This window comes from Streptomyces sp., from assembly GCF_036524955.1.
GTDB lineage: Bacteria > Actinomycetota > Actinomycetes > Streptomycetales > Streptomycetaceae > Actinacidiphila.
On record NZ_DATDBG010000034.1, the window covers coordinates 1 to 23,722 of the forward strand.

20 protein-coding genes, 2 tRNA genes and 1 pseudogene are annotated in these 23,722 nt (G+C 73.9%); 13 read left to right on the top strand and 10 right to left on the bottom strand.

All coding sequences use genetic code 11. The features are described 5' to 3' along the window. Nucleotides 1-770 (bottom strand): ATP-binding cassette domain-containing protein (locus tag VIW71_RS02890; protein ID WP_331620299.1); only part of this gene is annotated, 770 nt, incomplete at its 3' end. Nucleotides 771-849: 79 nt separating this feature from the next. Further along, nucleotides 850-1,827 (bottom strand): UbiA family prenyltransferase, encoded by a 978-nt coding sequence (locus tag VIW71_RS02895; RefSeq protein ID WP_331620300.1) that lies wholly within the window; start codon nucleotides 1,825-1,827, stop codon nucleotides 850-852. A 411-nt stretch (nucleotides 1,828-2,238) separates the two neighbouring features. Between VIW71_RS02895 and VIW71_RS02900 the strand changes: the two genes are divergently transcribed. The 3 genes from VIW71_RS02900 (at nucleotide 2,239) to VIW71_RS02910 (ending at nucleotide 4,989) form a co-directional block, all read left to right on the top strand. Continuing rightward, complete coding sequence (locus VIW71_RS02900) at nucleotides 2,239-3,204, top strand: acyl-ACP desaturase (protein WP_331620301.1); 966 nt, start codon at nucleotides 2,239-2,241, stop codon at nucleotides 3,202-3,204. 295 nt (nucleotides 3,205-3,499) lie between these two features. Further along, complete coding sequence (locus VIW71_RS02905) at nucleotides 3,500-4,363, top strand: TIGR03084 family metal-binding protein (protein WP_331620302.1); 864 nt, start codon at nucleotides 3,500-3,502, stop codon at nucleotides 4,361-4,363. A 338-nt stretch (nucleotides 4,364-4,701) separates the two neighbouring features. Continuing rightward, on the top strand, nucleotides 4,702-4,989 hold the full coding sequence (locus VIW71_RS02910) for a DUF6343 family protein (RefSeq protein WP_331620303.1): 288 nt from the start codon (nucleotides 4,702-4,704) through the stop codon (nucleotides 4,987-4,989). A gap of 80 nt (nucleotides 4,990-5,069) precedes the next feature. On the opposite strand, the gene VIW71_RS02915 is transcribed toward VIW71_RS02910, so the two are convergent. Then, nucleotides 5,070-5,143 (bottom strand) — tRNA-Met (locus tag VIW71_RS02915). A gap of 400 nt (nucleotides 5,144-5,543) precedes the next feature. Between VIW71_RS02915 and VIW71_RS02920 the strand changes: the two genes are divergently transcribed. After that, nucleotides 5,544-6,491 (top strand): pseudouridine-5'-phosphate glycosidase, encoded by a 948-nt coding sequence (locus tag VIW71_RS02920; RefSeq protein ID WP_331620304.1) that lies wholly within the window; start codon nucleotides 5,544-5,546, stop codon nucleotides 6,489-6,491. Then, nucleotides 6,488-7,423: a carbohydrate kinase family protein gene (locus VIW71_RS02925; protein ID WP_331620305.1), complete on the top strand. Its 936-nt coding sequence runs from the start codon at nucleotides 6,488-6,490 to the stop codon at nucleotides 7,421-7,423. Before VIW71_RS02920 ends, VIW71_RS02925 begins: the two co-directional genes overlap by 4 nt. Before the next feature lie 79 nt (nucleotides 7,424-7,502). On the opposite strand, the gene VIW71_RS02930 is transcribed toward VIW71_RS02925, so the two are convergent. Further along, nucleotides 7,503-8,300 (bottom strand): aminotransferase class IV, encoded by a 798-nt coding sequence (locus VIW71_RS02930; RefSeq protein WP_331620307.1) that lies wholly within the window; start codon nucleotides 8,298-8,300, stop codon nucleotides 7,503-7,505. A 204-nt stretch (nucleotides 8,301-8,504) separates the two neighbouring features. Here VIW71_RS02930 and VIW71_RS02935 point away from each other — a divergent pair, with 204 nt between their 5' ends. Together VIW71_RS02935 and VIW71_RS02940 are read left to right on the top strand one after the other, a co-directional pair. Next, a complete protein-coding gene (locus tag VIW71_RS02935; RefSeq protein ID WP_331620308.1) occupies nucleotides 8,505-9,332 on the top strand; it encodes a DUF1684 domain-containing protein in 828 nt (275 codons plus the stop codon). A gap of 679 nt (nucleotides 9,333-10,011) precedes the next feature. Continuing rightward, on the top strand, nucleotides 10,012-10,200 hold the full coding sequence (locus VIW71_RS02940) for a DUF397 domain-containing protein (RefSeq protein WP_414720632.1): 189 nt from the start codon (nucleotides 10,012-10,014) through the stop codon (nucleotides 10,198-10,200). Nucleotides 10,201-10,352: 152 nt separating this feature from the next. On the opposite strand, the gene helR is transcribed toward VIW71_RS02940, so the two are convergent. The 4 genes from helR to VIW71_RS02960 all read right to left on the bottom strand — a co-directional run bounded on the left by helR (nucleotide 10,353) and on the right by VIW71_RS02960 (nucleotide 14,489). Then, entirely contained in the window at nucleotides 10,353-12,500 is a 2,148-nt protein-coding gene (gene helR, locus VIW71_RS02945) for an RNA polymerase recycling motor ATPase HelR (protein WP_331620309.1), read from the bottom strand. Nucleotides 12,501-12,961: 461 nt separating this feature from the next. Continuing rightward, a tRNA-Leu gene (locus VIW71_RS02950) sits at nucleotides 12,962-13,049 on the bottom strand. A 151-nt stretch (nucleotides 13,050-13,200) separates the two neighbouring features. Next, entirely contained in the window at nucleotides 13,201-13,866 is a 666-nt protein-coding gene (locus VIW71_RS02955) for an NAD(P)-dependent oxidoreductase (protein WP_331620310.1), read from the bottom strand. A gap of 287 nt (nucleotides 13,867-14,153) precedes the next feature. After that, nucleotides 14,154-14,489, bottom strand: coding sequence for a chorismate mutase (locus VIW71_RS02960; protein ID WP_331620311.1), 336 nt, complete (start codon nucleotides 14,487-14,489; stop codon nucleotides 14,154-14,156). A 183-nt stretch (nucleotides 14,490-14,672) separates the two neighbouring features. Between VIW71_RS02960 and fdhD the strand changes: the two genes are divergently transcribed. The 4 genes and pseudogenes from fdhD (at nucleotide 14,673) to VIW71_RS02975 (ending at nucleotide 17,990) form a co-directional block, all read left to right on the top strand. Next, nucleotides 14,673-15,518, top strand: a complete 846-nt coding sequence (gene fdhD / locus VIW71_RS02965; protein ID WP_331620316.1) for a formate dehydrogenase accessory sulfurtransferase FdhD — start codon at nucleotides 14,673-14,675, stop codon at nucleotides 15,516-15,518. A 354-nt stretch (nucleotides 15,519-15,872) separates the two neighbouring features. After that, on the top strand, nucleotides 15,873-16,178 hold the full coding sequence (locus VIW71_RS26485) for an AMP-binding protein (RefSeq protein WP_414720633.1): 306 nt from the start codon (nucleotides 15,873-15,875) through the stop codon (nucleotides 16,176-16,178). Next, a pseudogene (locus tag VIW71_RS26490) lies at nucleotides 16,088-16,612 on the top strand (long-chain fatty acid--CoA ligase); the annotation flags it as partial. The gene VIW71_RS26485 and the pseudogene VIW71_RS26490, both read left to right, overlap by 91 nt. A 646-nt stretch (nucleotides 16,613-17,258) precedes the next feature. Continuing rightward, nucleotides 17,259-17,990, top strand: coding sequence for a class I SAM-dependent methyltransferase (locus VIW71_RS02975; protein WP_331620312.1), 732 nt, complete (start codon nucleotides 17,259-17,261; stop codon nucleotides 17,988-17,990). A gap of 366 nt (nucleotides 17,991-18,356) precedes the next feature. Here the strand turns inward: VIW71_RS02975 and VIW71_RS02980 are convergent, their stop codons facing one another. After that, the gene (locus VIW71_RS02980) at nucleotides 18,357-20,372 is read right to left on the bottom strand and encodes a phage holin family protein (RefSeq protein WP_414720631.1); all 2,016 of its coding nucleotides are present in this window, start codon (nucleotides 20,370-20,372) and stop codon (nucleotides 18,357-18,359) included. 362 nt (nucleotides 20,373-20,734) lie between these two features. On the opposite strand from VIW71_RS02980, the gene VIW71_RS02985 reads away from it, so the two are divergent. Together VIW71_RS02985 and VIW71_RS02990 are read left to right on the top strand one after the other, a co-directional pair. Next, a complete protein-coding gene (locus tag VIW71_RS02985) occupies nucleotides 20,735-21,526 on the top strand; it encodes an MBL fold metallo-hydrolase (protein WP_331620314.1) in 792 nt (263 codons plus the stop codon). Continuing rightward, nucleotides 21,523-22,167 (top strand): DedA family protein, encoded by a 645-nt coding sequence (locus VIW71_RS02990; RefSeq protein ID WP_331620315.1) that lies wholly within the window; start codon nucleotides 21,523-21,525, stop codon nucleotides 22,165-22,167. The genes VIW71_RS02985 and VIW71_RS02990 overlap by 4 nt, the downstream gene beginning before the upstream one ends. Nucleotides 22,168-22,365: 198 nt before the next feature. Here VIW71_RS02990 and VIW71_RS02995 read toward each other — a convergent pair whose 3' ends face one another. Further along, on the bottom strand, nucleotides 22,366-23,487 hold the full coding sequence (locus VIW71_RS02995; RefSeq protein ID WP_414720634.1) for an MBL fold metallo-hydrolase: 1,122 nt from the start codon (nucleotides 23,485-23,487) through the stop codon (nucleotides 22,366-22,368). Nucleotides 23,488-23,722 lie beyond the last annotated feature (235 nt).

A 23,722-nucleotide genomic window follows, 5' to 3' on the forward strand; every position in this document is an offset into this window, starting at 1 on the left:
GCATGCCGGCGCGACAGTTCGCGCTCCTCCAAATAGGACTCATAACCACCGCCGTACTGGCGCACCTGCTGTTGGGCCAGGTCCAGTTCGACCACCCGGGTGACCGTACGGGCGAGAAACTCGCGGTCGTGACTGACCAGCACGGTGGCCGCGGACAGGCCGGTGACAAAACGTTCGAGCCGGTCCAGGCCGGCCAGATCGAGGTCGTTGGTCGGCTCGTCCAGCAGGAAGACGTCGTAGCGGCTGAGCAGCAACGAGGCGAGCCCGGCGCGGGCCGCCTGGCCGCCGGAGAGGGCGTACATCTCCTGATCGAGGCCGATGCCGAGACCGAGCGAGGCGGCGGCCTCCTCCGCGCGCTCGTCCAGGTCGGCGCCGCCGAGCGCGAGCCAGCGCTCCAGGCCGGTCGCGTACGCGTCGTCGGCGCCCGGCGCCCCTTCCACCAGCGCCTGGGTGGCGGCGTCCAGCGCCGCCTGCGCGGCGGCGACGCCGGTGCGGCGGGCCAGGAACTCCCGTACGGTCTCTCCGCCGGGCCGCCGCTCGGGCTCCTGCGGCAGGTGGCCGACGGTCGCGGTGGCCGGGCTGAGCCGCAGCGTGCCCTGCTCCGGCGCGGCCAGGCCGGCGAGCATGCGCAGCAGCGTGGACTTGCCCGCGCCGTTGGCGCCGACGAGGCCGATCACGTCGCCGGGGGCGACGACCAGATCGAGACCGGAGAACAGGAGGCGGTCGCCGTGTCCCGCGGCGAGATCCTTGGCAACGAGGGTGGCACTCATCTCGGGCCGGATTCTAGCGGGTGCGGCCGGGTGACGGCCAAGCGATATCACTGCGTGGCCAGGGGCTCACGGACAGCGGTCAGTGCGGCAGCAGGGCGCGGGGCGAGAGAGCCAGCAGTCCGACGGCGGCGCAGGTGACGGCCAGGGCGGGCGGGGTGCCGGTGGCCGGTGCGAGGAGGGCGCCGGGCAGGACGAGCCGTTCGTAGAAGTGCACTTCGGTGGCGCGGCTGAGGCGGGCGGCGACGCCGGGGGTCCGCGGCGCGACCAGGACCAGGCAGATGGCGGCGAGCACGAGTGCCACGGCCGCCGGCGCGTACGTGGCGGGCGCCGTGTGCCGGGTGGCCAGACAGACCGCGGCCAGGGTGTAGCCGGCGGTCGCGACGAGTGCCAGGGTGGCGACCGTACGGGCGTGGCCGTGGCGGACCGGATGGGTGCGGCGACCGGCCGCGCGGTCGGCGTCGAGGTCGCCGAGGGCCAGCAGCAGATTGCTGAAGGTGCCCTGCAGACCGAGGACGACGGCGACCGGCCAGACGTCGGACGGCGGCCACCGGGCGGTGAAGCAGGCCCCCGCGAGCACGGTGCAGCTCCACCCGGACACCCCGTTGAGCAGGTCCCCCCACAGTCCGTGGTCCTTGCCCCGGTGGCCGTAGGCGTACTGGGCCAGCACGGCGACGGCCAGGAAGATCAGCGCGAGCCTGTTCACGGCGCAGGTGACGGCCACGGTGACCACCCCGGCCAGCAGGGCGGAGCGCTTCGCGGCGGCTTCGGTCAGCCGGCCGGAGGGGATGGGGCGGTGGGGCTTGCCGATGACGTCGTCGTGGCGGGTCAGGTAGTCGGCGGCGTAGAGCGTACTGACGCAGCCCGCCGTCCCGGTGACGGTGGCCAGCAGCACGCGGGACAGGCCGGTGGTGGAGTCGGGGGCGGGTACGGCGAGCAGGGCACCCACGGTGGAGGCCAGGGCCACGGCCAGCAGATCGTAGGGGCGCAGCGTCTCCAGGTGTGCGGAGCGGCGCGGGACACGGATCGGCGGCCCCGCCTCCGGGTACGGGTCGCTCACCGGACCTCCTCGGCTGCCGCGGTGACCGGCACGGCCCTCGCAGCACGTGTCATCACCTTCAACGAGCCACCCGGGAACGCGTCACGCCCTCCCGCCACGGAGGCGGAACCGCGGGACGAGCGCCCCGCAGGGGCGCGGGGAACGGCGCGACCCGCCGCCGCACCGCCGCGGCCGACCCCGGACCGAAGCCTGCCGGAAATCGTCCGGCCGGTGCGCGGGGCCGCCGCGCCGGTGGCGGCCGAGCAGGCTTTCCCGGCGCCCCTGCGGGGCACGCCCCGCCCCGTACCGCGCCCCGCAGGGGCCCTCCGGGAGCCCGTGATCAGGTCGCCTTTACGGCGGCCTTAACCTACGGTCGCGTAGGTTACGGATCCGTAGGTGTATTCTGTCTACTTCCCGTCTCCTGGAGCCCTCGTGACCGTTACCTCGCCCCACCCCGACCGCACGGACGTCTGGAGCGACACGACGCTGCTGTACGCCCTCGAAGAAGTCGTGGAGCGCGAGCTGAACCGGCATCTCGGGGTCGCCAAGGAGTGGATGCCGCACGAGTACGTGCCGTGGTCCGACGGCCGGAACTTCGACGGCGTACTGGGCGGCGAGGCCTGGGCGCCCGAGCAGTCCAAGGTGACCGAGGTCGGCCGGATCTCGCTGGTGGTCAACCTGCTCACCGAGGACAACCTGCCCAGCTACCACCACGAGATCGCCACCATCTTCGGCCGCGACGGCGCCTGGGGAACCTGGGTGCACCGCTGGACCGCCGAGGAGGGCAGGCACGCGATCGTGATGCGCGACTACCTGCTGACCAGCCGGGCCGTGGACCCCGTCGAGCTGGAGCGCTTCCGCATGCAGCACATGTCGGAGGGGTTCGAGCACGACCACCGGCACAGCATGCTGCACTCGGTGGCGTACGTCGCCTTCCAGGAGCTGGCCACGCGCGTCTCGCACCGCAACACCGGGCGGCAGTCCGGCGACCCGGTGTGCGACCGGATGCTGGCCAGGATCGCCACCGACGAGAACCTGCACATGGTCTTCTACCGCAACCTGCTGGCGGCGGCCCTGGAGCTCGCGCCCGACCTGGCGATGAGCGCCATACGCGACGTCGTGGTGGGCTTCCGGATGCCGGGCCACGGCATGCCCGGCTTCGAGCGGGCGGCGGCCCGGATGGCGATCGGCGGCATCTACAACCTGCGGATACACCACGACGACGTACTCCAGCCGGTACTCCGGCATCTGAAGGTCCTGGAGGTGTCCGGACTCGGCCCGGAGGGCCTGCGCGCCCAGGAGGAACTGGGCCTGTTCATGGGCGGCCTGAACGACCAGGCAGTGCGGTTCGACGAGCGCCGCGCGGCCCTGCTCGCCCGCCGCGCCGCCCGGGACTGAGCGCACGCCGGGGGTGCGCCTCGACGGGGCGCGGGGAACCGCGCGACCGGCCACGGCGTTGCCACGGTTCCGCAGCGAGCCGAGACCCACCCGGACCGTTCGGGCCAGTGCGCGGGCAGCCATGCCGGGCTGGGTTGAGCGCGCGGTTCCCCGCGCCCCGCACGGGGCGCACCGCACCCCGCGGTTCCGGGAGCCGTGAAAAACCACGCGCGCACGCTTGCCCGTTTCCCGGCCCACTGTCACGCTCATGGCGCACGCACCACCTTCTGACCCGGCGTCAGCCAAGGAGTGCCCCATGCCGGATCCGCGATCCGTCCGCACCGTCCTGGACGATCTGCGCGCCGAGAGCGACGCGCTCGACGGCCTGGTGGCCGGCCTCGACCCGGCGCGGTGGGCACTCCCCACCCCCGCCGAGGGGTGGACCGTCGCCCACCAGATCGGCCACCTCGCCTGGACCGACCGCCGGGCGCTGCTCGCGGTCGAGGACCCCGACGGGTTCGCCCGCGGACTCGGCGACGCCCTGGCCCGCCTGGACGCCTACGTGGACGACGGCGCCCGCGCGTCGGCCGGCCTCGCGCCCGCCGCGCTGCTGGAGAACTGGCGCACCGGCCGCTCCCGGCTGTGGGCGGTCCTGACCGGCCTGCCGCCCGGTGTCCGCTTCCCCTGGTACGGCCCCCCGATGAGCACCGCCTCGATGGCGACCGGGCGGTTGATGGAGACCTGGGCGCACGGCGAGGACATCGCCGACACCCTCGGGGTGCGCCGCGCCCCCACGGCCCGTCTCCGGCACGTGGCCCGGATCGGCATCCGCGCCCGCGACTTCGCCTTCGGCCTGCACGGCCGCCCGGCGCCCGCCGAGGAGTTCCGGGTCGAACTCACCGCACCCGACGGCTCGTTGTGGACCTACGGACCGCCGGACGCGCGCCAGCGGGTGTACGGTCCCGCGCTCGACTTCTGCCTGCTGGCCGTCCAGCGCCGCCACCGCGACGACCTCGCCCTGCGGGCGGAAGGCCAGGACGCCGACGCGTGGCTGTCCATCGCCCAGGCGTTCGCGGGCCCGCCCGGCAAGGGACGCGCACCTTCGCCCGTGCCCGGACCCTCGGCGAGCCCGGGCAGGCGGGACAGCGGGCCGTCGGCGGGCAGGTCGAGCCGGGGGTAGCCCCGGCGGGACGGCCGGCACCGGTAGCCGTGCCGGGCGGCACACGCGCACGGGGCGGGGCCGGCCGGCGGTGGGCTGCGCCTGGGCCTTTCCCCCTGTACCGAGTCGGTCGCACGCCCGCCCCGCGCGCCGTGCCCCCTCCCCCGGCGTGGGCCGTACGCACGTCCGGCTCGGACCCGCCGCGTGCCGTTTTCCGCGGGGCAACACCACGCGGCCCGGTCGGCGGTTCGGGTGCCCCTCCGAGGGGCGTTTCGCGGGGGCACCCGGAGGGGCGGCGGGTTCGGGGTTTCCGGTGGGCGGGGTGGGGGGTGGATGCTGGAGGGAGGGAGAGGGAAGGGATGCACAGGACCGGTTACGAACCACGTCAGGCGCGCAGTCCGCTGCGGATACGGCTGGGGCTGGCGATCTGCGGAGTGGTGTGGGGCATCGCCGCCGCGATCGTCTTCGCGTTGGTCGACGCGACGGGCTGGGCCGCGGTGTGCGCGGCGATCGCGGTGCTGGCCGTCGTGGACGCGGCGATCGTGATCCATCACATCCGGCAGGGTCCGCACTACCAGCCGGGCCGCGGCGTACCCCCGTATCCCCCGGCCGAGCCGGACCGCGAACGGGACCGGAACAAGCGCTGAGCCCGTCCGCCACCGGGCAGCCCCGGACGGTTCAGGACAGCGGAAAGGCCCGTCGCCTGGGCGTCGGGCCTTTCCGTGAGTAGCGGGGACAGGATTTGAACCTGCGACCTCTGGGTTATGAGCCCAGCGAGCTACCGAGCTGCTCCACCCCGCGTCGGTGAACACCACCCTACGGGTTGTCCACGCCCACGCCAAATCCATAACAGCCCACGGCCGCGAGGGACGCCGCGGACCCTGGCTACGGCACCGCCACCGCCGGGCGGCGCAGCACCCGGCCAGGAGCACAACCCGTACGAGGCGGGCGGACGCCGACCGCGACCCGTCACCGACCCGTCACAAGCCGCCGTACCCGCGCTCACCCGGCCTCGCGGGGCCCAGGCACGTTGTGCGCCGCTGGTGCCCATCCGGGCTTCGACATGTCCGAGGCCCGGATGGGCACCAGCGGCGCGGTGGTGGTGACCACCGGGACGCAGAGGCGCGGGCAGAGCCGGCTGTGGGGCGGCTGATCGGCGGCAAGAGGTTTGGCGGAGCCCCACTCGCGCCAAGTAAGCGCCATGAGCACTGACGGATCTGCACCGCACGGCCCGGCCATCGCCCTGTCCGAGGAGGTCGCGGACGCGCTCGCCCGCCGCGTTCCGGTGGTGGCGCTGGAGTCGACGATCATCTCGCACGGCCTGCCCCGGCCCCGTAACCTCCAGGTCGCCGGGGAGCTGGAGGAGATCGTACGGGCGGGCGGGGCGGTACCGGCGACCGTGGCCGTACTCGACGGGGTGGCCCGGGTGGGCCTGGACAAGGACCAGGTGGAGCGGATCGCGCAGGACCCGTCCCTGCGCAAGCTGGGTTTCCGTGATCTGGCGCCGGCGCTGGTCTCGGGGGCGAGCGGGGCGACGACGGTGTCGGGGACGGCGTTCCTGGCCGCGCGGGCGGGCATCCGGGTGTTCGGCACCGGCGGGCTCGGCGGGGTGCACCGCGGCTGGGTGACCGTGCAGGACGAGTCGGCCGACCTCGGACTGCTCGCCCGTACCCGGATCACCGTGGTGTGCGCGGGCGTGAAGTCGATCCTCGATGTGCCGGCCACCCTCCAGCGGCTGGAAACCCTCGGCGTGGGCGTTCTCGGCTACGGCACCGACCGCTTCCCCGGCTTCTACCTCACCGATTCGGGTGAGCCGGTGGACTGGACGGTGCGCGGCCCCGAGGAGGTCGCCGCGGTGATGCGCGCACAGGACGCGCTGGGCGGGCACGAGTCGGCGCTGATCGTCGCCAATCCGGTGCCGCGCGAGCAGCAGCTCGACCCGGAGCTGCACGACCGCGTACTCGCGGAGGCGCTGACCGCGGCGGGCCGGGAGGGCGTGACCGGGCAGGCGATCACCCCGTTCCTGCTGGCCTACCTCACCGATCACACGGGCGGCGCGTCGTTGGAGGCGAACCTCGCGGCGGTCCGCGGCAACGTCGCCGTGGCCGCCGCGATCGCCACGCGGTGGGCGGAACGCCCCCGGGCATGAACGGCCCCACCGCCGCGCGCCTGTCCCTCCCCGGCGAACGCGCCCTCCTCGTCGTGGGTGATGTCGTCACGGACGTCGTCGCGCGGCACGCGGAGCCGCTCGCCGCGCACACCGACACCGCCGCCCTGATCGCGGTGCGGCCGGGCGGCGCGGGCGCCAACGTGGCGTGCTGGGCGGCCCGTTACGGAGCGCGGGTGCGGCTGCTGGCCCGGGTGGGCGCCGATTCCGCCGAGTGGCACCGCGGCGCGCTGCTCACCGCGGGCGTGACCCCCGTACTGCGGATCGACGACGAGCTGCCGACCGCCGTGGTGATCGCCCTGGTGGACGCCGCCGCGGAACGCACCCTGGTCACCGACAGCGGAGCCGCCCTCCGCCTCGGCCCGGCCGACTGGGACGACGCGCTGCTGGACGACGGCACCGGACATGTCCACCTCTCCGGCTATCTGTTCTTCTCCGCCCCCGGGCGTGAACTGGCCGCGCTGGTCACCAAGGCCGCGCACGCCCGTGACCTGCCGGTCAGCGTCGACCCGGCCTCCGCCGGCTTTCTGCGGCGGCTCGGCGTCGCCCGCTTCCTGGACAGCGTGTCGGGTACGGATCTGCTGCTGCCCAACGAGGCCGAGGCCGCCCTGCTCACCGGACGGCCCGAACCGGCGGACGCGGCGGCGGAGTTGAGCGCGCGCTGCGGTGGCGGCACGGTCGTGGTCACCCTCGGGGCGGCAGGTGCGGTGGCCGCGGAGCGCGGCCGTACGACCGCCCGCTGCCCGGGGGTTCCGGCGCGGGCCGTGGACACGACGGGCGCCGGCGACGCCTTCGCCGGCGGTCTGCTGGCCGCCCGCCTGTCCGGGGCGGACCTGCCCACCGCGCTGGCCGCGGGGTGCCGGGCGGGGGCGGAGGCGGTGGCCGCGGTGGGGGGCCGTCCGGAGAGCGGCTGAAGGGGGCCTCGACGGCTCGGCGCCGCCTGCCCGTAGTGGGCCGGCCGCCCGGTCGAACCCCGCGCCACCGACGTGTTGGTCAGATCTCGTCCCACGGCGTGGACTCGTACAACTCGGCGATCCGCGCGAGGAGTTGCGCGCTCGTGGGTACGGGCACACCGTCGATCTCCGCGACCACCGCTGTGCCGCGCGCGTTGGCGAGGAAGGCGCCGTCGTACGCGGTCACGTCCGCGAGTCGCAGCGGCCGGCGGGTCTGCGGGACGCCAGCATGGCCCAACTCCCGTTCCAGCACGCGCATGGTGACGCCCCGCAGGTACGGTGCCGCGTCCGGCCAGACCACCATGTCGCCCGCGACGAAACCGATGTTGGTGATCGCGCCTTCCGCGATCTCGCCGCCCGGGCCGACGAGCAGCGCCTCGTCGTATCCCTCGGCCGCCACCCGCCGCCCGTAGTACGCCTGTCCGAAGCCACCGACGTGCTTCAGGTGCGCGGCAGGCCGCTGGTACGGCACGGACTTCACCCGCTGGAGCCCGGCCGACATCGTCACGGGCGGCCGTACGCTCACCATCACGGCGACCGGCGCGCCCGGTCCCTCCACCGGCTGGAACACGTTGACCCGTACGGAGGCGTCCCCGCTGCCGCCACGGCCGAGCGCGTGCCGCACGTACCCGCGCACCCGCTCCGCGTCCAGCTCCGTCCCGAACAGCTCCCGGGTCGCCCCCTCCAGCCGCTCCGTATGAAAGCTCAGCCCGCGTACCCGCCCCCCACGCACCTGCATCGCCGTGAAGTGCCCGTACCCCCCGACCACCGGCCACAACGTCTCCACGGTCGCGGCCCGGCCATCGATCTCGATCACCGGCATGGTCGACTCCGTCATGCGCCCACCTTAATGACGCCGAGCACCGCCGCCGTGTGGGCCGTAGCGCGCGGTTGCGGGAGGAGGGGCATCGCGGGAATGGGAGGGTGGCGGTGCGCGTTTGTACGGCGAGGCTGGGGGTGCCGGCCGCGTCGCACGCCGAGCGGGGGCCGGCCGTCGTCTTCGCCCGCCGGGAAGAGCGCCGTACGACAGTCGAGGAGCGACATGACCGTCCAGACGCAGGAGATCGACCGGGCACGTTTCCGCCGGGAGTGGGAGGAGTGGCACGCCGAGCACGACCGGGTGCTGGGCGGCCCGCACGGGTTCCTGGCGATCACCGGCCTGCGCTGGCTCGACGGCACGCCCACCCGCTTCCCCGACGCGCCGGGCGCGTGGTCGACCACCGAGGAGGGCGTGGTGGTGGACCTGGACGAGGACGAGGAGCTGACGCTCGGCGGTGAGGTGGTACGCGGCCGGCACAGTTTCGGGATCATCGGCGAGCGGGCGAGCGTGTTCGCCGGCGCCGGGGACGCGATGATCGAGATCGCCAAGCGCGGCGGACAGGACGTCGTGCGGCCCCGCCACCCGGACAACCCGCTGCGGGCCGGCTTCTCCGGCACCCCGGCGTACACACCCGACCCGCGCTGGGCCCGCACCGGCCGATTCGTGCCGTTCGACGCGCCGCGGCCGGTGACCGTGGGGGCGGTCGCCGAAGGACTCCAGCACGTCTACGACGCCCCGGGGCAGGTCGAGTTCGAACTCGACGGCGCCACGTACCGGCTGACCGCGTTCAACGGCGCGGCGCCCGGCAGCCTGTTCGTGCTGTTCACCGACGCCACGTCGGGGGTGACGACGTACGCGGCCAACCGCTCGGTCTCCGTCGCCGCGCCGGACGCCCGGGGGACGGTGGTCATCGACTTCAACCGCTCGGTGAACCTGCCGTGCGCCTACACCGACCTGGCCACCTGCCCGCTGCCGCCGGCCGAGAACAGGCTCACCGTCGCGATCGAGGCGGGCGACCGGATTCCGCACGAGCGCGGTGGCGGCGCATAGCCCGCCCACCCGCGAACGGCCGGGCCGTCGGCCGGCCCGGCCCCGGCCCCGGCCCCGGCCCCGAATCAGCGGATCGCCGTACCCCGTGCGGCCGACGCCCGGGCCGCACCCGCGCCCTTGCCGCCCGCCCGCAGCGGCCAGAGCCCCGGTGCGTGCGTACGGGTCGGGGGTCGCATCCGGGTGCTGCCGGGGCAGCCAGTCCGGATGAGCGGTACTCCCCTCCGCGATTACCATGGGCGACGGTCAAGAGCCTGTCCAGCAACCTGTCCGCCGACGACGCCCAGTACGTCGCCCTGGCCGAAACCCTGAAGGTGCCGCTGTCACCAGCGACGCCGGAATCGACAAGAGCGGCGCCGCGTACTGCGAGATCGAGACGTTCGATGCGTCTGTCTGACCAGCGGGTTGCCGCACATGGCCCGCCTCCCGCCATACAGCGCGGGCATCCCCTGCGTGTCGAGGGGCTGATGTCGCCGCACCGCGTGCTCCCTCACGTGGACCGAGCGGGTACGCGCCGGGAACCCGGACGGGTACCTCGGCTCCGAGGAGGGCATCGGTGACCAAGCCCGTGGGAGCGCGACCGTGGCTGACCGCTGCCCGTCCGGGGGACTCGGTACCTGCCCCTCTCTCGGTCCGGGCCTGCCCGATGCCGCGGGTCTGGCCGCCGTTCCCGAGCTCACCGCTGTCACGTCGGCAGTCGACGGCGACGCGGCGGCCGGTTTGGGGGCGCTGCCAGGGAGACAGTTGCGTGGAGATCGACGTCACCGAACAGGCCGTGCATGTACGGGACTCCAAGGACAAGGACGGCCCGCACCTCACCATCGGGTGCGACGCGTGGGCGCGGTTCGTACGGTTCGCCGCGCACGGCTGAGCCCTTTCTCGGACCCAGCCGTCCGACGGCGCCGATGTGGGGGACGACGTCATGCAGCGTGCGCCCGGCAACACGCCGGCGCCGGCAGGCCGATCACCCGCACCGGGCCGGCCGGTGAGGCGAGGCGAGGCGAGGGGAGAGTGTGGCCGACGTCAGGAGCTCGTGAGGATGACGAGTTGCTGGGTCGCGCGGGTCATCGCGACATAGCGGTCGACGGCTCCTTCGATGCCCTTGCCGAACGTCTCCGGGTCGATGAGGACGACCAGATCGAACTCGAGCCCCTTCGACAGTTCCGGCGTCAGCGACCGGACGCGGGACGTCGCCCGGAACGTGGGATCGCCGATGACGCAGGCGATTCCGTCGGCATGTGCGGCGAGCCAGGTGTCGAGGACCGAGCCCAGATCCGCAACGGATCCGTGTACGACGGGGATGCCGCTGCTGCGGATGGAGGTCGGCACATTGGCGTCCGGGAGGACAGCGCGGATGACCAGCTCGGCTTCCGCCATGACCTCTTCCGGCGTGCGGTAGTTGATGCTCAGGGAGGCCACGGTGATCCGGTCGAGCCCGACCCGCTCGAGCCGTTCCTGCCAGGACTCCGTGAACCCGTGCCTGGCCTGGGCGCGGTCACCGACGATGGTGAGGCTCCGGGACGGGCAGCGCAGCAGCAGCATCTGCCACTCGGCGTCGGTCAGTTCCTGAGCCTCGTCCACGATGATGTGCGCGAACGGGCCGGTGAGAGGTTCCGGTTCGGTGCCGGGCCGTGCGCTCTCGTCGATCAGGGTGTCCTGCAGGTCCTGTCCGCGCAGCATCGTCACCGCACCTTCACCATCGTCGTCGGCGGCCAGCAGGTTGTCGATGACGTCGGCCCTGCGCGCACGTTCGGCCGCGACAGAGGCGTCGTGCCGACGCTTGCGTACTGACACCTCCGGGTCGCCGAGCCGCTGCCGTGCCGCGTCCAGGAGCGGCAGGTCGGACACCGTCCAGGCCTGGGCGTCCTCGCGCTGCAGCTTGCGAACGTCATCGGGGCCGAGCCAGGGAGCGCACGTGCGCAGGTAGGCGGGCACCGACCACAGATCTCCGACGAGGTCACTCGCTTCGAGCATCGGCCACGCACGGTTGAGGGTCCTGATCAGCTCTCGGTCCTGCAGCAGCGACCTCCTCAGCAGGTCGGGCGGGGCGTCGCTGTCGTCCTTGTCCATCAGGATCCTGAGCAGCTCCTCCCGGATCTGGTCGCGCGCCTCGTTGTGCGGAGTACCCGGTTCCACCGCCTCGAACGCCGCCGCCCAATCGTCGGCGCTCAGCCAGATGTCGGACCAGTGGCTCGAGACCGTCATCCCCTCGGTGGGCGGCTCCTCGTAGATGCCGACGGCCGGCTCGATCGCCTTCACCAGGTCCGCGGACGACTTCAGAAGGGCCACGCCCGGGTCGGTCTCGATCGCTGCTCCGGCTCCCTCGGTGACGAGGTCGCGCAGGGTGCAGGTCTGCACGCCCTCCTCGCCGAGACTGGGCAGGACATCGGCGACGTAGGCCAGGTAGGGCTGGTGCGGACCGACGAACAGCACGCCGCCCCGACGGTGACCGAGGCGAGGGTCGGAGTAGAGGAGGTGGGCGGCGCGGTGCAGAGCGACGACGGTCTTGCCCGTACCCGGACCGCCGTCGACGACGAGAGCGCCGCGGGATCCCGCCCGGATGACGGCGTCCTGGTCGGCCTGGATGGTGGCGAGCACGTCGCGCATCCGAGCCGACCGGTTGCCGCCCAGGCTGGCGATGAACGCGGACTGGTCGTCGAGCGCGGCGTGCCCCTCGAGCCCGTCGGCGGTGAACACCTCGTCCCAGTAGTCGCTGATCCGGCCGCGGGTCCAGCGGTACCTGCGGCGGCTCAGCAGACCCATCGGGTTGGCGTGGGTGGCTCCGAAGAACGGCTCGGCTGCGGGGGAGCGCCAGTCGAGCAGCAGCCGACGCCCCGCGCTGTCGGTGAGGCCGAGTCGTCCGATGTGCACGGGCTCGGGGTTGTCCGTACGGACGATGTGTCCCAGGCACAGGTCCAGACCGAAGCGACGCAAGGTGCGCAGGCGACCGGTCAGGCGGTGGATCTCCGTGTCCCGGTCCATCGCCTCCCGGCCGACGCCGCCGGGCGCCATGCGCTCGGCATCGAGGCGGTCGGACAGCTCGGCGATCGACTGCTCGAGGCACTCCGAGATGGCCGCGAAGTGCTGCTCGTCGCCGGCGATCAGTGCCGGGTCGGCCTTCGGGGAGAGGCGGTCGGGAAGGTCGAACGCGCTGGTGGTCAGGGGGTTCACGTCAGCGGCTCCGGTCCGAGGTCACTGCCGCGAGGGCCGGCGGCGCGCACACCCGCATCCCGGTGCCGGGTGTGCGCACCCGCGGTGCGCGTCCCACCGCCGACTCGACGTCACCGCACGACCCATCAACCGACAACAACCCACGCACGTCGCGAATCTCCCATTTCTGCAGGTTCTGACCTCGGCCCGCGATTCTGCCCCACGGCCGGGGCCTTGCCGCAAGCCCCCCGGTGCGCTATAGGTTGAAAGTGGCAAGGGGTGGAGTGTTGCTCTGTGCCTTCTTCGTCCGCTCTGGACGGACAATCCCTCCGCGCATCGGCGATGTGCCCTGCAGCTCGTCGGCCCAGGAGGATCTCGCACGGGCCCTCGTGCCGCCGCGGCACGAGGTCACATGGTCGGACACGCCACAGTCCGGAAACGCAAAAGAACCCCACCGAAGTGGGGTTCTTTTGCGTTTCCGCTGGTGTCCGAGGGGGGACTTGAACCCCCACGCCCGATAAAGGGCACTAGCACCTCAAGCTAGCGCGTCTGCCATTCCGCCACCCGGACCGGGTGTGCCGCCGCGACCTGCGAGGTCGTGGTGACAGGAACCACGATACCAAGGAATGGGAGTGCTTCTCACCTGCGATTCCGGCCGCCGGGCGGGGGCGGTACAGGAGCCGGCCCCCGCAACGGAAGAGGGAAAGTCGCAGGTCAGGCCCTAGTCCGCGATGCCGAAGGCCTGCTTGACGGTGGTGGGGTCGGTGAGGGCGTGGAGCATGAAGTGGGCGACGTCGGCGCGGGAGACGGTGCCGCCGTTCTTGAGGTTCTGGTCGGGGGCCGTGCGGTAGCGCGCGGTGAGGGGTGCGTCGGTGAGGCGGGGCGGGCGGACGACGGTCCAGTCGAGGCCGCTTTCGCGCAGAACGTCCTCCATCACCGCGAGATCGGCGAAGTGCGTGCCGAGGATGAGCTTGGTGAGGGGGGTGCCGAGGTGGCGGGTGAGGAACCCCTCGCCCGGGTCGTGCCGCGGCGGGTGGGGGCGGCCCGGGGACGGGGTGGTGGAGACCGGGGCCGCGCTGACCACGACGATGCGGCGGGCGCGGGTGGCCTGCATCGCCTCCACCACGGCGCGGGTGCCGGGCGCGGTGATCCCGCGGCCGCCCGGCCCGTTCGGACCGAAGGCGGACAGGACGCCGTCGGCGCCGTCGACCGCCGCACGCAGCGCCGCCGGGTCCGGGGCGGTGAGATCGGCGGTGACGGCGCGGACGTCCCGGGTGAGCCTGGCCGGGTTCCGCACGACGGCCGTCACCTCGTGGCCCGCGCCGACCGCCTGGCCGAGCAGGTGCCGGCCGATCCCGCCGGTCGCGGCGAAGATCGTGAGCTTCATGGGCGCTCCCTGTGGGTCCTGTGAGTCCAGTGGTCCCTGTGGTGCCGGTGGGCGTACGGGTTCGCCGGCCGATCACGGATCGGGAGCGTGATTGTACGGTCGCGGTTCGTACGGTCGTACGGTCGCGGTTCGTACGGCTCCGGGTGGTACGGCCCCCGGTCGCCCGAACCGCGGGCCGCCGTTGCCCCGACCGCTCAACGCGCGGGACCGCCGCCGGATTTCCGGGCCCACCGATGACCGGAGCGCGCCCAGAAGCGAACGGAGGAGCAAAGGAACGAACCGCTGGGTCAGGAGCGCGGCCGGGCGGCGATCGCCCGGTGGTGCCGTACCACCTCGTCGATGATGAAGTTCAGGAACTTCTCCGCGAACGCCGGGTCGAGCCTGGCCTCCACGGCGAGCCGCCGCAGCCGGGCGATCTGGTCGGCCTCGCGGGCCGGGTCGGCGGCCGGCAGGTGGTGCACGGCCTTGAGCTCACCGACCTGTTGGGTGCACTTGAAACGCTCGGCCAGCAGGTGGACGAGTGCCGCGTCCAGGTTGTCGATGCTGCCGCGCAGCGCCCGCAGCCGCTCCTGTGCCTGCTCGTCGCCCACCAGGGTGTGTGAGGCGGTCGGCTGCTCGTTCATCTCGGTCTGCCATCCTGATCGATCCGTGGTGCCGGGCATCGCGGGCCCGGCACGATCGCCGGGCAGGCCCTCGGTCGGCTTCACCCTATGACACCCTGCACACTGGGCCCGGTGCGACGCCGGGGATGGCGGGTAGCGCGCACGACGACGGTGGGCACTGCGACGAGACCGGGGCTGATGAGCATGGGACGGGTCACCGAGCGGCGCCGCGTACTGCGGATCAGGGACGGTGCGGCCGAGCACCGGGCGGACACGCTGGTCGCCGAGGAGCCGCTGGAGATCCGGCTGAACGGCCGCCCGCTGGCGATCACCATGCGCACCCCGGGTGACGACTTCGCGCTGGCCACCGGTTTCCTGGTGAGCGAGGGCGTGCTGGCCGCCGCGGCCGAGGTGGCCTCCGTGGTGTACTGCGGGGGTGCGACGGCGGACGGCGCGAACACGTACAACGTCGTCGACGTGACGCTCGCGCCGGGCGTGCCGGTGCCGGACATCGCCCTGGAGCGCAATGTCTACACGTCGTCCTCGTGCGGGCTGTGCGGCAAGGCGAGTCTGGACGCGGTGCGGACCGCGACCCGGCTGCCGATCGCCGACACCGGCCGGCCGCGCGTCACCCCTGAACTGCTGGCCGCGCTGCCGGAGCGGCTGCGGGCGGCGCAGGCGGTCTTCGAGCGCACCGGCGGGCTGCACGCGGCGGCGCTGTTCTCGGCGGACGGGGAACTGCTGGACGTCCGCGAGGACGTCGGGCGGCACAACGCCGTGGACAAGCTGGTCGGGCGCGCGCTGCGGGAGGGCGCGCTGCCGCTGACCGGGCGGATCCTGCTGGTGTCGGGGCGGGCCTCGTTCGAGCTGGCGCAGAAGGCGGTGATGGCGGGGATTCCGGTGCTGGCCGCGGTGTCCGCGCCGTCCTCGCTCGCCGTGGACCTGGCCGCGGAGTCCGGGCTCACCCTGATCGGCTTCCTGCGGGGCGGTTCCATGAACGTGTACGCGGGCGAGCAGCGGATCGCCCTCGCGCCCGCACCCGCCCGCTGAGCCGCCGTCACCCGGCAACGCACGGGGGCCGGCGAGGTGGATCGGGTGTGGCCGGACGGGGCGGATTCGGTGGAGATCCACCGGGGCCGCCGCACCTTCCCGGACAGCCGGGGCGTGCGGCGCCCCTCGGTACGCACGGGAGCGCCTGCCCGCCTGCGGAAATGTCCGAAAACGTCGGCTGCCGCGGCCTCCCGCCGGCCACGGGGGATCGGGTACGTTACGGGCCCGCACCGAGCGGCCCGAGGAGCACACCCGTTGCAGGAGTTCACCGTCCCCCCGCTGGCCACCGCGTCCCGGGCCGGCGGCTTGGCAGACGCCGTGTTCGGCAACGCTCAGCAGAGCCCGGACCTGGCGGTGCTCGGCCGCCCCGACGGGCGGGGCGGCTGGCTCGACGTGACGGCGGCCGAGTTCCGCGACGAGGTGCTGGCTGTGGCGAAGGGGCTGCTGGCGCAGGGCATACGGTTCGGCGACCGCGTCGCGATCATGTCCCGCACCCGCTACGAGTGGACGCTGTTCGACTTCGCGCTGTGGACGATCGGCGCCCAGCCGGTACCGGTGTACCCGACGTCCTCAACGACGGGAAGGCCACCGCCGAGGTGCTGCGGGACGGCCGGCTGGCCACCGGTGACATCGGCTCCCTCGACGAGGACGGCTATCTGACGATCACCGGCCGCAAGAAGGAGATCCTGGTCACCAGCGGCGGCAAGAGCGTGTCGCCGGCTGCCCTGGAGGAGCGGGTCCGGGCGCATCCGCTGGTGTCGCAGTGCGTCGTCGTCGGCGACAACCGCCCTTTCGTGGCGGCGCTGATCACCCTCGACCCGGAGGCCGTCACGCACTGGCTGCTCGTTCGCGGCAAACCGCACACGATGATCGCGGCGGAGCTGGCACGTGACCCCGATCTGGAAGCGGAGATCCGGCGGGCGGTGGTCGCCGCCAACACCCTGGTCTCGCAGGCCGAGTCGATCCGCGCCTTCCGGGTCCTGGCCGCCCAGTTCTCCGAGGTGGAGGGCACGCTCACGCCGTCGCTGAAGCTCAGGCGGCGGGCGGTCGAGACGGTGTACGCGCGGGAGATCGAGGCGTTGTACGGGGCGTGAGTCCCGCTGGGTCCCGGTCCGCCCTCCGTCCGCGGGTCGGCCCTGGGCCCCCGCACAGGTCCGCCCGGCGTTCCTCGACCGTCCCCGGACGAGGGCGTACACCGGCTCCCCGGTCCGCTGCCCCCGTCCAGCCGGACCGTACACACCGCGAGGACTGCCGGCCGCCCTCCCGGGCCACGACAGCGCGGGTGCGCGCGCATCGGGAGCCCCGGGGCGCGCGGGGACGCGTATACGGAAAACGCGCAGACTCCGGAGCGCCGCCACCGGTGGCCGCGCCCGCGCTGACGGAACGCCCAACTCCCGCCGGGCTCCCCGCATATGCGGGTCGCATGATCGGTGAGCGAACGGCCGTGTCCGCAGAAAGAGCCGCGAGCGGAGCGACGGGCGCCGTACCGGCACGGATGACACAACCGCACGATCACCCGCACATTCGCGCACCCGCGCGCCCAAGTGAGTACGCGGGTCTCCGCCGGACGCCGGACCGCCCTCCCGAAACCGGACGCGGCTGGCGGGTTCGGACAAAAAGGCACACTGCCCGAACGCGGGCGGGCCGCGTGGAGCCACCTGTAACACGCCTGCGTTCACGTAACCGCGACGCAAGGTGCTGGGTGAACCCCCGTTCACCTGGGGGCTCTAGCATCTCCATATGCTGGACTACGACGTCGAGGTGGCGCGCTACGACGCCACGCGCGGGGGCGTGCCAAGGGCACAGTCCGCGGCCCGGGCGATTCTCGCGCTGGTGCCCGACCGGGCGCGCACCCTGCTGGATGTGGGGTGCGGGACCGGTCTCGTCACCGAGCGCCTGGTCCGGCCGGGACTGCGGGTATTCGGTCTTGACGCGGCGCCGGGCATGCTGCGGGCGGCGTCCGAGCGGATGGGTCCGGCCCTGGTGCTGGGCGACTGCAGGCAGCTGCCGTTCGCCGACGCGTCGCTGGACGCGGTGAGCGCGGTGTGGCTGCTGCATCTGCTGCCGAACGCGGCGACCGTGGTCGCGGAGTGCGCGCGGGTACTGAGACCCGGCGGGCTCTTCGTGACGACGGTGGACAAGGACACCTGCCACGACATGCACAGCGACGTGGACGAGCTGCTGGCGCCGTACCGGGTGCACAGGGCGTACGACCGTGCGTCGCGGATCATGGCGGTGGCCTCGGAGCACCGGCTGCGCCGGGCGGGCGAGGCCCGCTTCACCGGGCACGGCCAGGGCCGGTCGCCGGCCCGGATCGCGGTCGAGGTGACCCGCGGCTACTTCTCGTCGGCGCTCGCCATGGACGAGGAGCAGTCCGCCGCTCTGGTGCGGCGGCTGGAACTGCTGCCGGACCCCGAGGTGCCGCGCGCCGATCCGGTGTACCGGCTGCTGGCGCTGCGCAAGGAGGGTTAGTTCCGCGTCAGCCACGTCGCCGGAGTCTGCCCCGTCGCGACGCCCGGCACGGCACCTCGCGGCGTTGCCGCACCGACCGAGCAGGCCCACTGCGGAGCCGGTCCGGCGCCCTGCGACGCACCGCACCGCACGCCGCTCGTCGACGGGCACTCGCTGACCGACGCGGCACAGGGTCCGCGCGGCGGAACCCGGCGGACCGGCCCTCGCATCCCGCGGGGGTGCGTGCGGTCACGCCGGACCGAGCCGTGGTGCCACTTCGCGAGCGCGGCCGGTCGCGCGGTGAGCCACCGCGAGGCGGCCCGGTGGGTCGTCCCGCGCACGGCCGACGCCCGCGGGCCTCGTCCTGGGCGGCCGTGAACGGTCGCTTCAGCCGAGGGCTGACGAACGCGGGATCGTCAGCCCCTGGTTGACGATGGAGGGGGCGGGCGCGGGCGTGCTGAGCCAGGTTTTGAACACGCCGTGCAGGACTGCCGCGCCGACCAGCGGGCCGTCCGGCAGCGGGAGGTCGGCCGGGTGGAGCAGGAAGGGGCGCGACTGGGGGCCGCCGAGGCCGCCGTGGGAGCCGGCTTGTTCCTCGAAGGCGTGCACCGTGCCGGTGCGGGGGTCACAGGCGGAGTTGATCATCAGATCGGCGGTGTGCGGGAAGGCGTCGGCGCGCAGCACCGCCGCCGCGGCGGTCTCGCCACCGAACGGGGCCAGCGGATCGTCGCCCTTGATCCGGCCGGTGGCCAGCTCGCGTTCGCCGCGCGGACCGAGCGCCAGCGGGCCACGCTCCGCGCTGCGCACCAGGACGAACCCGATGCCGGGATGCGAGGTGAGCGTGGTGAGCAGAACGGGACAGCGGCGGTCCAGTTCCTCCCGGGTGGCCCGGCCCTCGATGTCGGGGAAGGTGACCAGGCCGAGGTTGCCCGAGGCGAGCACGATCGGCTCGGACGGCGGCCCGGCGCACTCGGCCTCCTCCGCCGTGCGCCCGCGCTCCGGGCGGCGCAGGGCGGTACGGGCCGCCGTCCGCGCCTCGGCGCCGCCCTTGCGCCGGGACGGCCGCCCGCTCTCGGCCAGGCCGCAGCCGGTCCGCACCAGTTCACGCAGGTGGACCCCGTACGCGCCCTCGAAGGTCTCCCCGGTGCTCTGCCCGTGGTCGGACAGCAGCACGATCCGGTACGGGCGCGGCGCGTAGCGCGCCGCGTCGGCGATCAAGCACACCGAACGGTCCAGCCGCGTCAGCACCTTGCGGGCGTCCCTGCTGTACGGGCCCGAATGGTGGGCCACCTCGTCGTAGGCGACCAGGTCCGCGTAGACCGCGGAACGCCCGGCCAGCACGTCGCCGACGACCGCGGCCACCGCCACGTCCCGCTCCACCACGGTGGCGAACGCCCGCACCAGCGGATACAGCCCGCCGCGTCCGATCCGCGGCCGGTCCCGGCGCAGCCGGGCCGCGCGGGACTCCAGGATCTCCCGGCCCACCTCTGCGGTGAACGACCAGGCGGTGCGAACCGCGTTGGCCGGGTCGGAGAAGTACGCGAAGTATCCGGAGCGGGGCCGGTTGAACGTGCCCCGGCGCGCGGCGACCGACATCACCAGCGCGGACTGTTCGGCGCCGCCGGTGAACAGGTTGCCGCGGCTGGCGCCGTCCTCGGCGAGCAGGCCGCACGATCCCGTACGGGCCACCGCCCGGCGTTCCAGCTCGGCCGCGCTGGAGGGCCGGTTGCACACCATGACCTGGCCGGTGTCCTTCTCGAACCAGCGGAAGGCGGGCACGTCGTGGTTGCTGCCGTGCAGGATCGCGAGCTGGCTGGCGCCGGTCTGGCTGCTCCAGTCGGTATGCCACGGGGTGAGCCGGTGGGTGTTGCCCAGCCAGCTCGCGACGGTCGGCATGGCGGGCTGCACACCGGCCAGCGCTTCGCGCAGCACGTCATGGCCGACACCGTCGAGTTGGAGGAAGACGGTGCCGGGCGTGGCCGGCGACGGCGGGTCGTCGAGCCGGGGTCGGCGGCGGCCCGCGAGCCGGGCCAGCCGGCGGCCGTACGCGGCGTCGTCCCGCACCGCGAGCGCCGTACTTGTGGCGGACGACGCGGCGGACATCACCGCGGCGATCACCACGGCCGTGGCGGGCGTGACCTCGCCGCGGCCGTCGGGGGTGAAGCGCAGCGCGATCAGCAGCAGCGAGCCGTTGAGGAAGAACACCAGAACGCCCAGCACAAGCGCGGGCACCAGCAGCAACGCCCTGACCAGCACCGGCCATACGAGCGCGCTCAGCACGCCGAACGCGCCGGCGCCGATCGCCGCGGTCACCGCGATCTGGGTCGGGCTGTCGCCGCTGCTCGCCTCGATCCGGAAGTCGGGCAGGATCCAGGCGAGGAAGGCGAGAGTGGCGGAGGCCACCGCCCACACCGCGAGCACGCGTCCGACGGCCCGCAGCGCGCTTCGGCCCGCGGCCCGACTCCGACTCACTCCCGGCGCAGGCACCCCTCCACCCTGCCATACCCGCAGGTCTGGTCCGCTGGAGTGTCCCGGGGCCTGACGGTGTATCGGGCCGGACCGGCCCCCGCCCCGACCCCGGCGCGAGCCCGCCCTCGTCCGGCCCGGTCCGGCCGATCTGGTCCTATCCGGCCGATCTGGTCCTGTCCGGCCTGATCCGGCTGATCCGGCTGATCCGGCTTGATCCGTAGGACAGGCCCCGGTGGGCATACGCTCGGGAACGGATGGCGGCACGCAGGTGACGAGCCGGGGAAGGGACGGTCGCGGTGGCGGTGGAGATCACGTGGTGGGGTCATGCCACGGTGACCGTGCGGGACTCCGGGGTCCGGGTGCTGACCGACCCGCTGTTCGTACGGCGCCTGGCGCACCTGCGCCGGCGGCGGGGCGCGGTGCCGCCACCGGCCGCGGCCCGGGCGGACGTGGTGCTCGTGTCGCACCTGCACGCCGACCATCTGCACGTCCGTTCGCTGGACCGGCTGGCCGACGGCACGACGGTGCTGCTGCCGCGTGGCGCGCTGACCGCGGTGCCGGGGCTGCGGCGGGTACGGGCCCGGCTGCGGCTGGTCGAGATCACAGCCGGGGAGACGCTGGAGTTCGGCGAGGTGACGGTACGGGCGGTGCCGGCCGTGCACGACGGGCGGCGGCTGCCCTACGGACGGCAGCGGGTGGCGGCGCTCGGCTACGTGGTCGCGGGCGAGGCGCGGACGTACTTCGCGGGCGACACCGGGCTGTTCGACGCGATGGCCGAGGCGGTCGGGCCGTGCGACATCGCGCTGCTGCCGGTGGGCGGCTGGGGGCCGTTCCTCGGGCACGGCCATCTCGACGCGGCCCGCGCGGCCCGCGCGCTGGCCGACCTCGCCCCCCGGGCCGCGGTGCCGGTGCACTACGGCACGTACTGGCCGATCGCGATGGACGCCGTCCGGCCGCACGAATTCCACACGCCGGGCGAGGAGTTCGTACGGCTCGCCGCCCGGCTCGCGCCGCGGGTGACGGTGCACCGACTGGACCACGGCGAGAGCGTGCTGGTCGCGGGCGCGGGGCGGGAGAGCGCGGGGTGATCGGCCTCCTCGCGTCCGCCGCGACGAACCCACCGCCCTCGGACAGCACCCAGCAGGTCATCGGCTACCCCACGCTGTTCCTGCTGGTCGTGCTCGGCTCGCTGGTGCCCGTGGTGCCGACCGGCGCGCTGGTGTCCGGCGCGGCGGTGGTCGCCTTCCACCAGGCGGAACCGGTCGCCCTGGCCGTCGTCTTCGGCGTCGCGGCCTTCGCGGCCTTCCTCGGGGACGTCGCCCTGTACTGGCTGGGCCTGCGCGGGGTGCACTCCCGGAACGCGTCCCGCCTGCTGCGGCGGCTCCGTCGCCGGGTGGACGAGAGCACGCTGGCCGGCGCGCAGCGGCGCCTGGACCAGCACGGAGCGGCGGTCCTCGTGCTGTCCCGGCTGATCCCGGCGGGCCGCCTGCCCGTCATGGTGGCGTGTCTGCTGGCGGAGATGCCGATGCGCAGGTTCGTACGGGGTGACGTGCCGGCCTGCCTGGCGTGGGCGGCGGCGTACCAGGTGATCGGGATACTCGGCGGGTCACTCTTCCCCGAGCCGTGGCAGGGCGTCGTCCTCGCAGTGGCCCTGACGTTCGCCATCGCCGCGGCGCCGGCGGTACTGCGGCGGATACGGCGGGGGGCTCGGCTGCGCAGTGATCCGTAGGGGCGGGCGCGGCGTGGTCGGACTTCCTGCTCACTCCCTCCACGGGTGGCCTCGTCCCTCAGCCGCCCACACCGGGAGCCCGGGCGTCAGCCCCACGCCGTTCCCGGTCGGACTTCCTCCTCACTCCCTCCACGGGTGGCCTCGTCCCTCAGCCGCCCACTCCGGGAGCCCGGGCGTCAGCCCTCCGCGCGTTGCGCCTCAGCCGGTGAGCACCCGCGACGCCCCGACCGGCAGGTCCCACAGCGCGTCCCGGGGCAGCCGGGCGGCTTCCCACGCGGACAGCAGCCGGGTGAGCGGTTCGAGCGGGGGCTCGCTGGACAGCAGGAACGTCGCCCAGTGCATCGGGGCCATCGCCGCCGCGCCCACGTCCAGGAAGGCCCGCACCGCTTCCTCCGGGTCGGTGTGCACCGCGCGGAGCATCCACCGCGGGGAGTAGGCCCCGATGGGCAGGAGGGCCAGGTCGATCCCGGGGTGGGCGCGGGCGATCTCGCGGAAGCAGGGGCCGTAGCCGGTGTCGCCGGCGAAGTACACACGGTGACCGGATACGGCGCCGGTCCCCTCCGCGCCGGTCAGTACCCAGCCGCCCCACAGCGAGCGGCCGGCGTCCGTGAGGGTGCGGCGGCTCCAGTGATGGGCGGGTACGAAGTCGAACCGCACACCGCAGAACTCAGCCGCTTCCCACCAGTCCAGTTCGGTCACCCGGGTGAAGCCGCGGCGGCGGAACCACACGCCGAGTCCGGCCGGCACGAACAGCGCGGTGCCTCGCGGCAGCCGTTTGACCGTGGGAGCGTCCAGGTGGTCGTAGTGGTTGTGGCTGATCACCACCGCGTCGACCGCCGGCAGCGCGGTCCAGGGCACACCCACGGGCGTGACCCGGGCCCGCGTGGCGGGTATCCGCCGGGACCACACGGGATCGGTGAGTACGGTCAGCCCGCCCACCCGGATCACCCAGCTCGCGTGCCCCGCCCACGTCACACTCAGCGCCCCGGGTCCCACGTCCGGCACCGCCCCGGGCTCCACCGGCAGCGCGGCGACCTGCTTGAGGGTGTGCGCGGGCGGTCGCACCGCACACTCCCGCACCACGCGGAACACATCCCGCCCCGCGACCACCCCACCCCCCAACCGATCCCCGAACGACCTCGGCCATTCCCGCACCTCACCGAGAGGCCGCGGCGCCCCCAGCGTCCCCGGGGCGACGAACGCCCCTACGGCGGGAGCCGCGTCGGTGGGGACCGGTTCGGCCGAGGAAACCGGCGCGACCTGCGGAAACGGTTCGGCCGAGGGATGCTGCCTCGCCGCCGCGGGCTCACCGTCCGCCACCAGCCGCTCCCGAGCCCGCACCCCCGAAAAACCGCCCCCGACCGACGGACACTCCCCCACCACCGCGGACTCACCGCCCGCCAGCAACCGCTCCGCCACCAACCGCTCCCCCGCCGACCGAGCCCGAGCCCCCGAAAAACCGGCCCCGGCCGACGGATGCTCCCCCACCATCGCCGGCTCAGCGTCCGCAACGAGGCGGCGGACGGCCGGCCGGCCGGTCGCCGCCGGGGGGCGA

Excerpts from the sequence above, each read along its gene's own strand:
- VIW71_RS02910 (WP_331620303.1), top strand. The coding sequence starts at position 4,702 with ATGCACAGGACCGGTTACGAACCACGTCAGGCGCGCAGTCCGCTGCGG.
- VIW71_RS02905 (WP_331620302.1), top strand. The coding sequence starts at position 3,500 with ATGCCGGATCCGCGATCCGTCCGCACCGTCCTGGACGATCTGCGCGCC.
- VIW71_RS02935 (WP_331620308.1), top strand. The coding sequence starts at position 8,505 with ATGACCGTCCAGACGCAGGAGATCGACCGGGCACGTTTCCGCCGGGAG.
- VIW71_RS02955 (WP_331620310.1), bottom strand. The coding sequence starts at position 13,866 with ATGAAGCTCACGATCTTCGCCGCGACCGGCGGGATCGGCCGGCACCTG.
- VIW71_RS02920 (WP_331620304.1), top strand. The coding sequence starts at position 5,544 with ATGAGCACTGACGGATCTGCACCGCACGGCCCGGCCATCGCCCTGTCC.
- VIW71_RS02975 (WP_331620312.1), top strand. The coding sequence starts at position 17,259 with ATGCTGGACTACGACGTCGAGGTGGCGCGCTACGACGCCACGCGCGGG.
- VIW71_RS02930 (WP_331620307.1), bottom strand. The coding sequence starts at position 8,300 with ATGACGGAGTCGACCATGCCGGTGATCGAGATCGATGGCCGGGCCGCG.
- VIW71_RS02960 (WP_331620311.1), bottom strand. The coding sequence starts at position 14,489 with ATGAACGAGCAGCCGACCGCCTCACACACCCTGGTGGGCGACGAGCAG.
- fdhD (WP_331620316.1), top strand. The coding sequence starts at position 14,673 with ATGGGACGGGTCACCGAGCGGCGCCGCGTACTGCGGATCAGGGACGGT.
- VIW71_RS02925 (WP_331620305.1), top strand. The coding sequence starts at position 6,488 with ATGAACGGCCCCACCGCCGCGCGCCTGTCCCTCCCCGGCGAACGCGCC.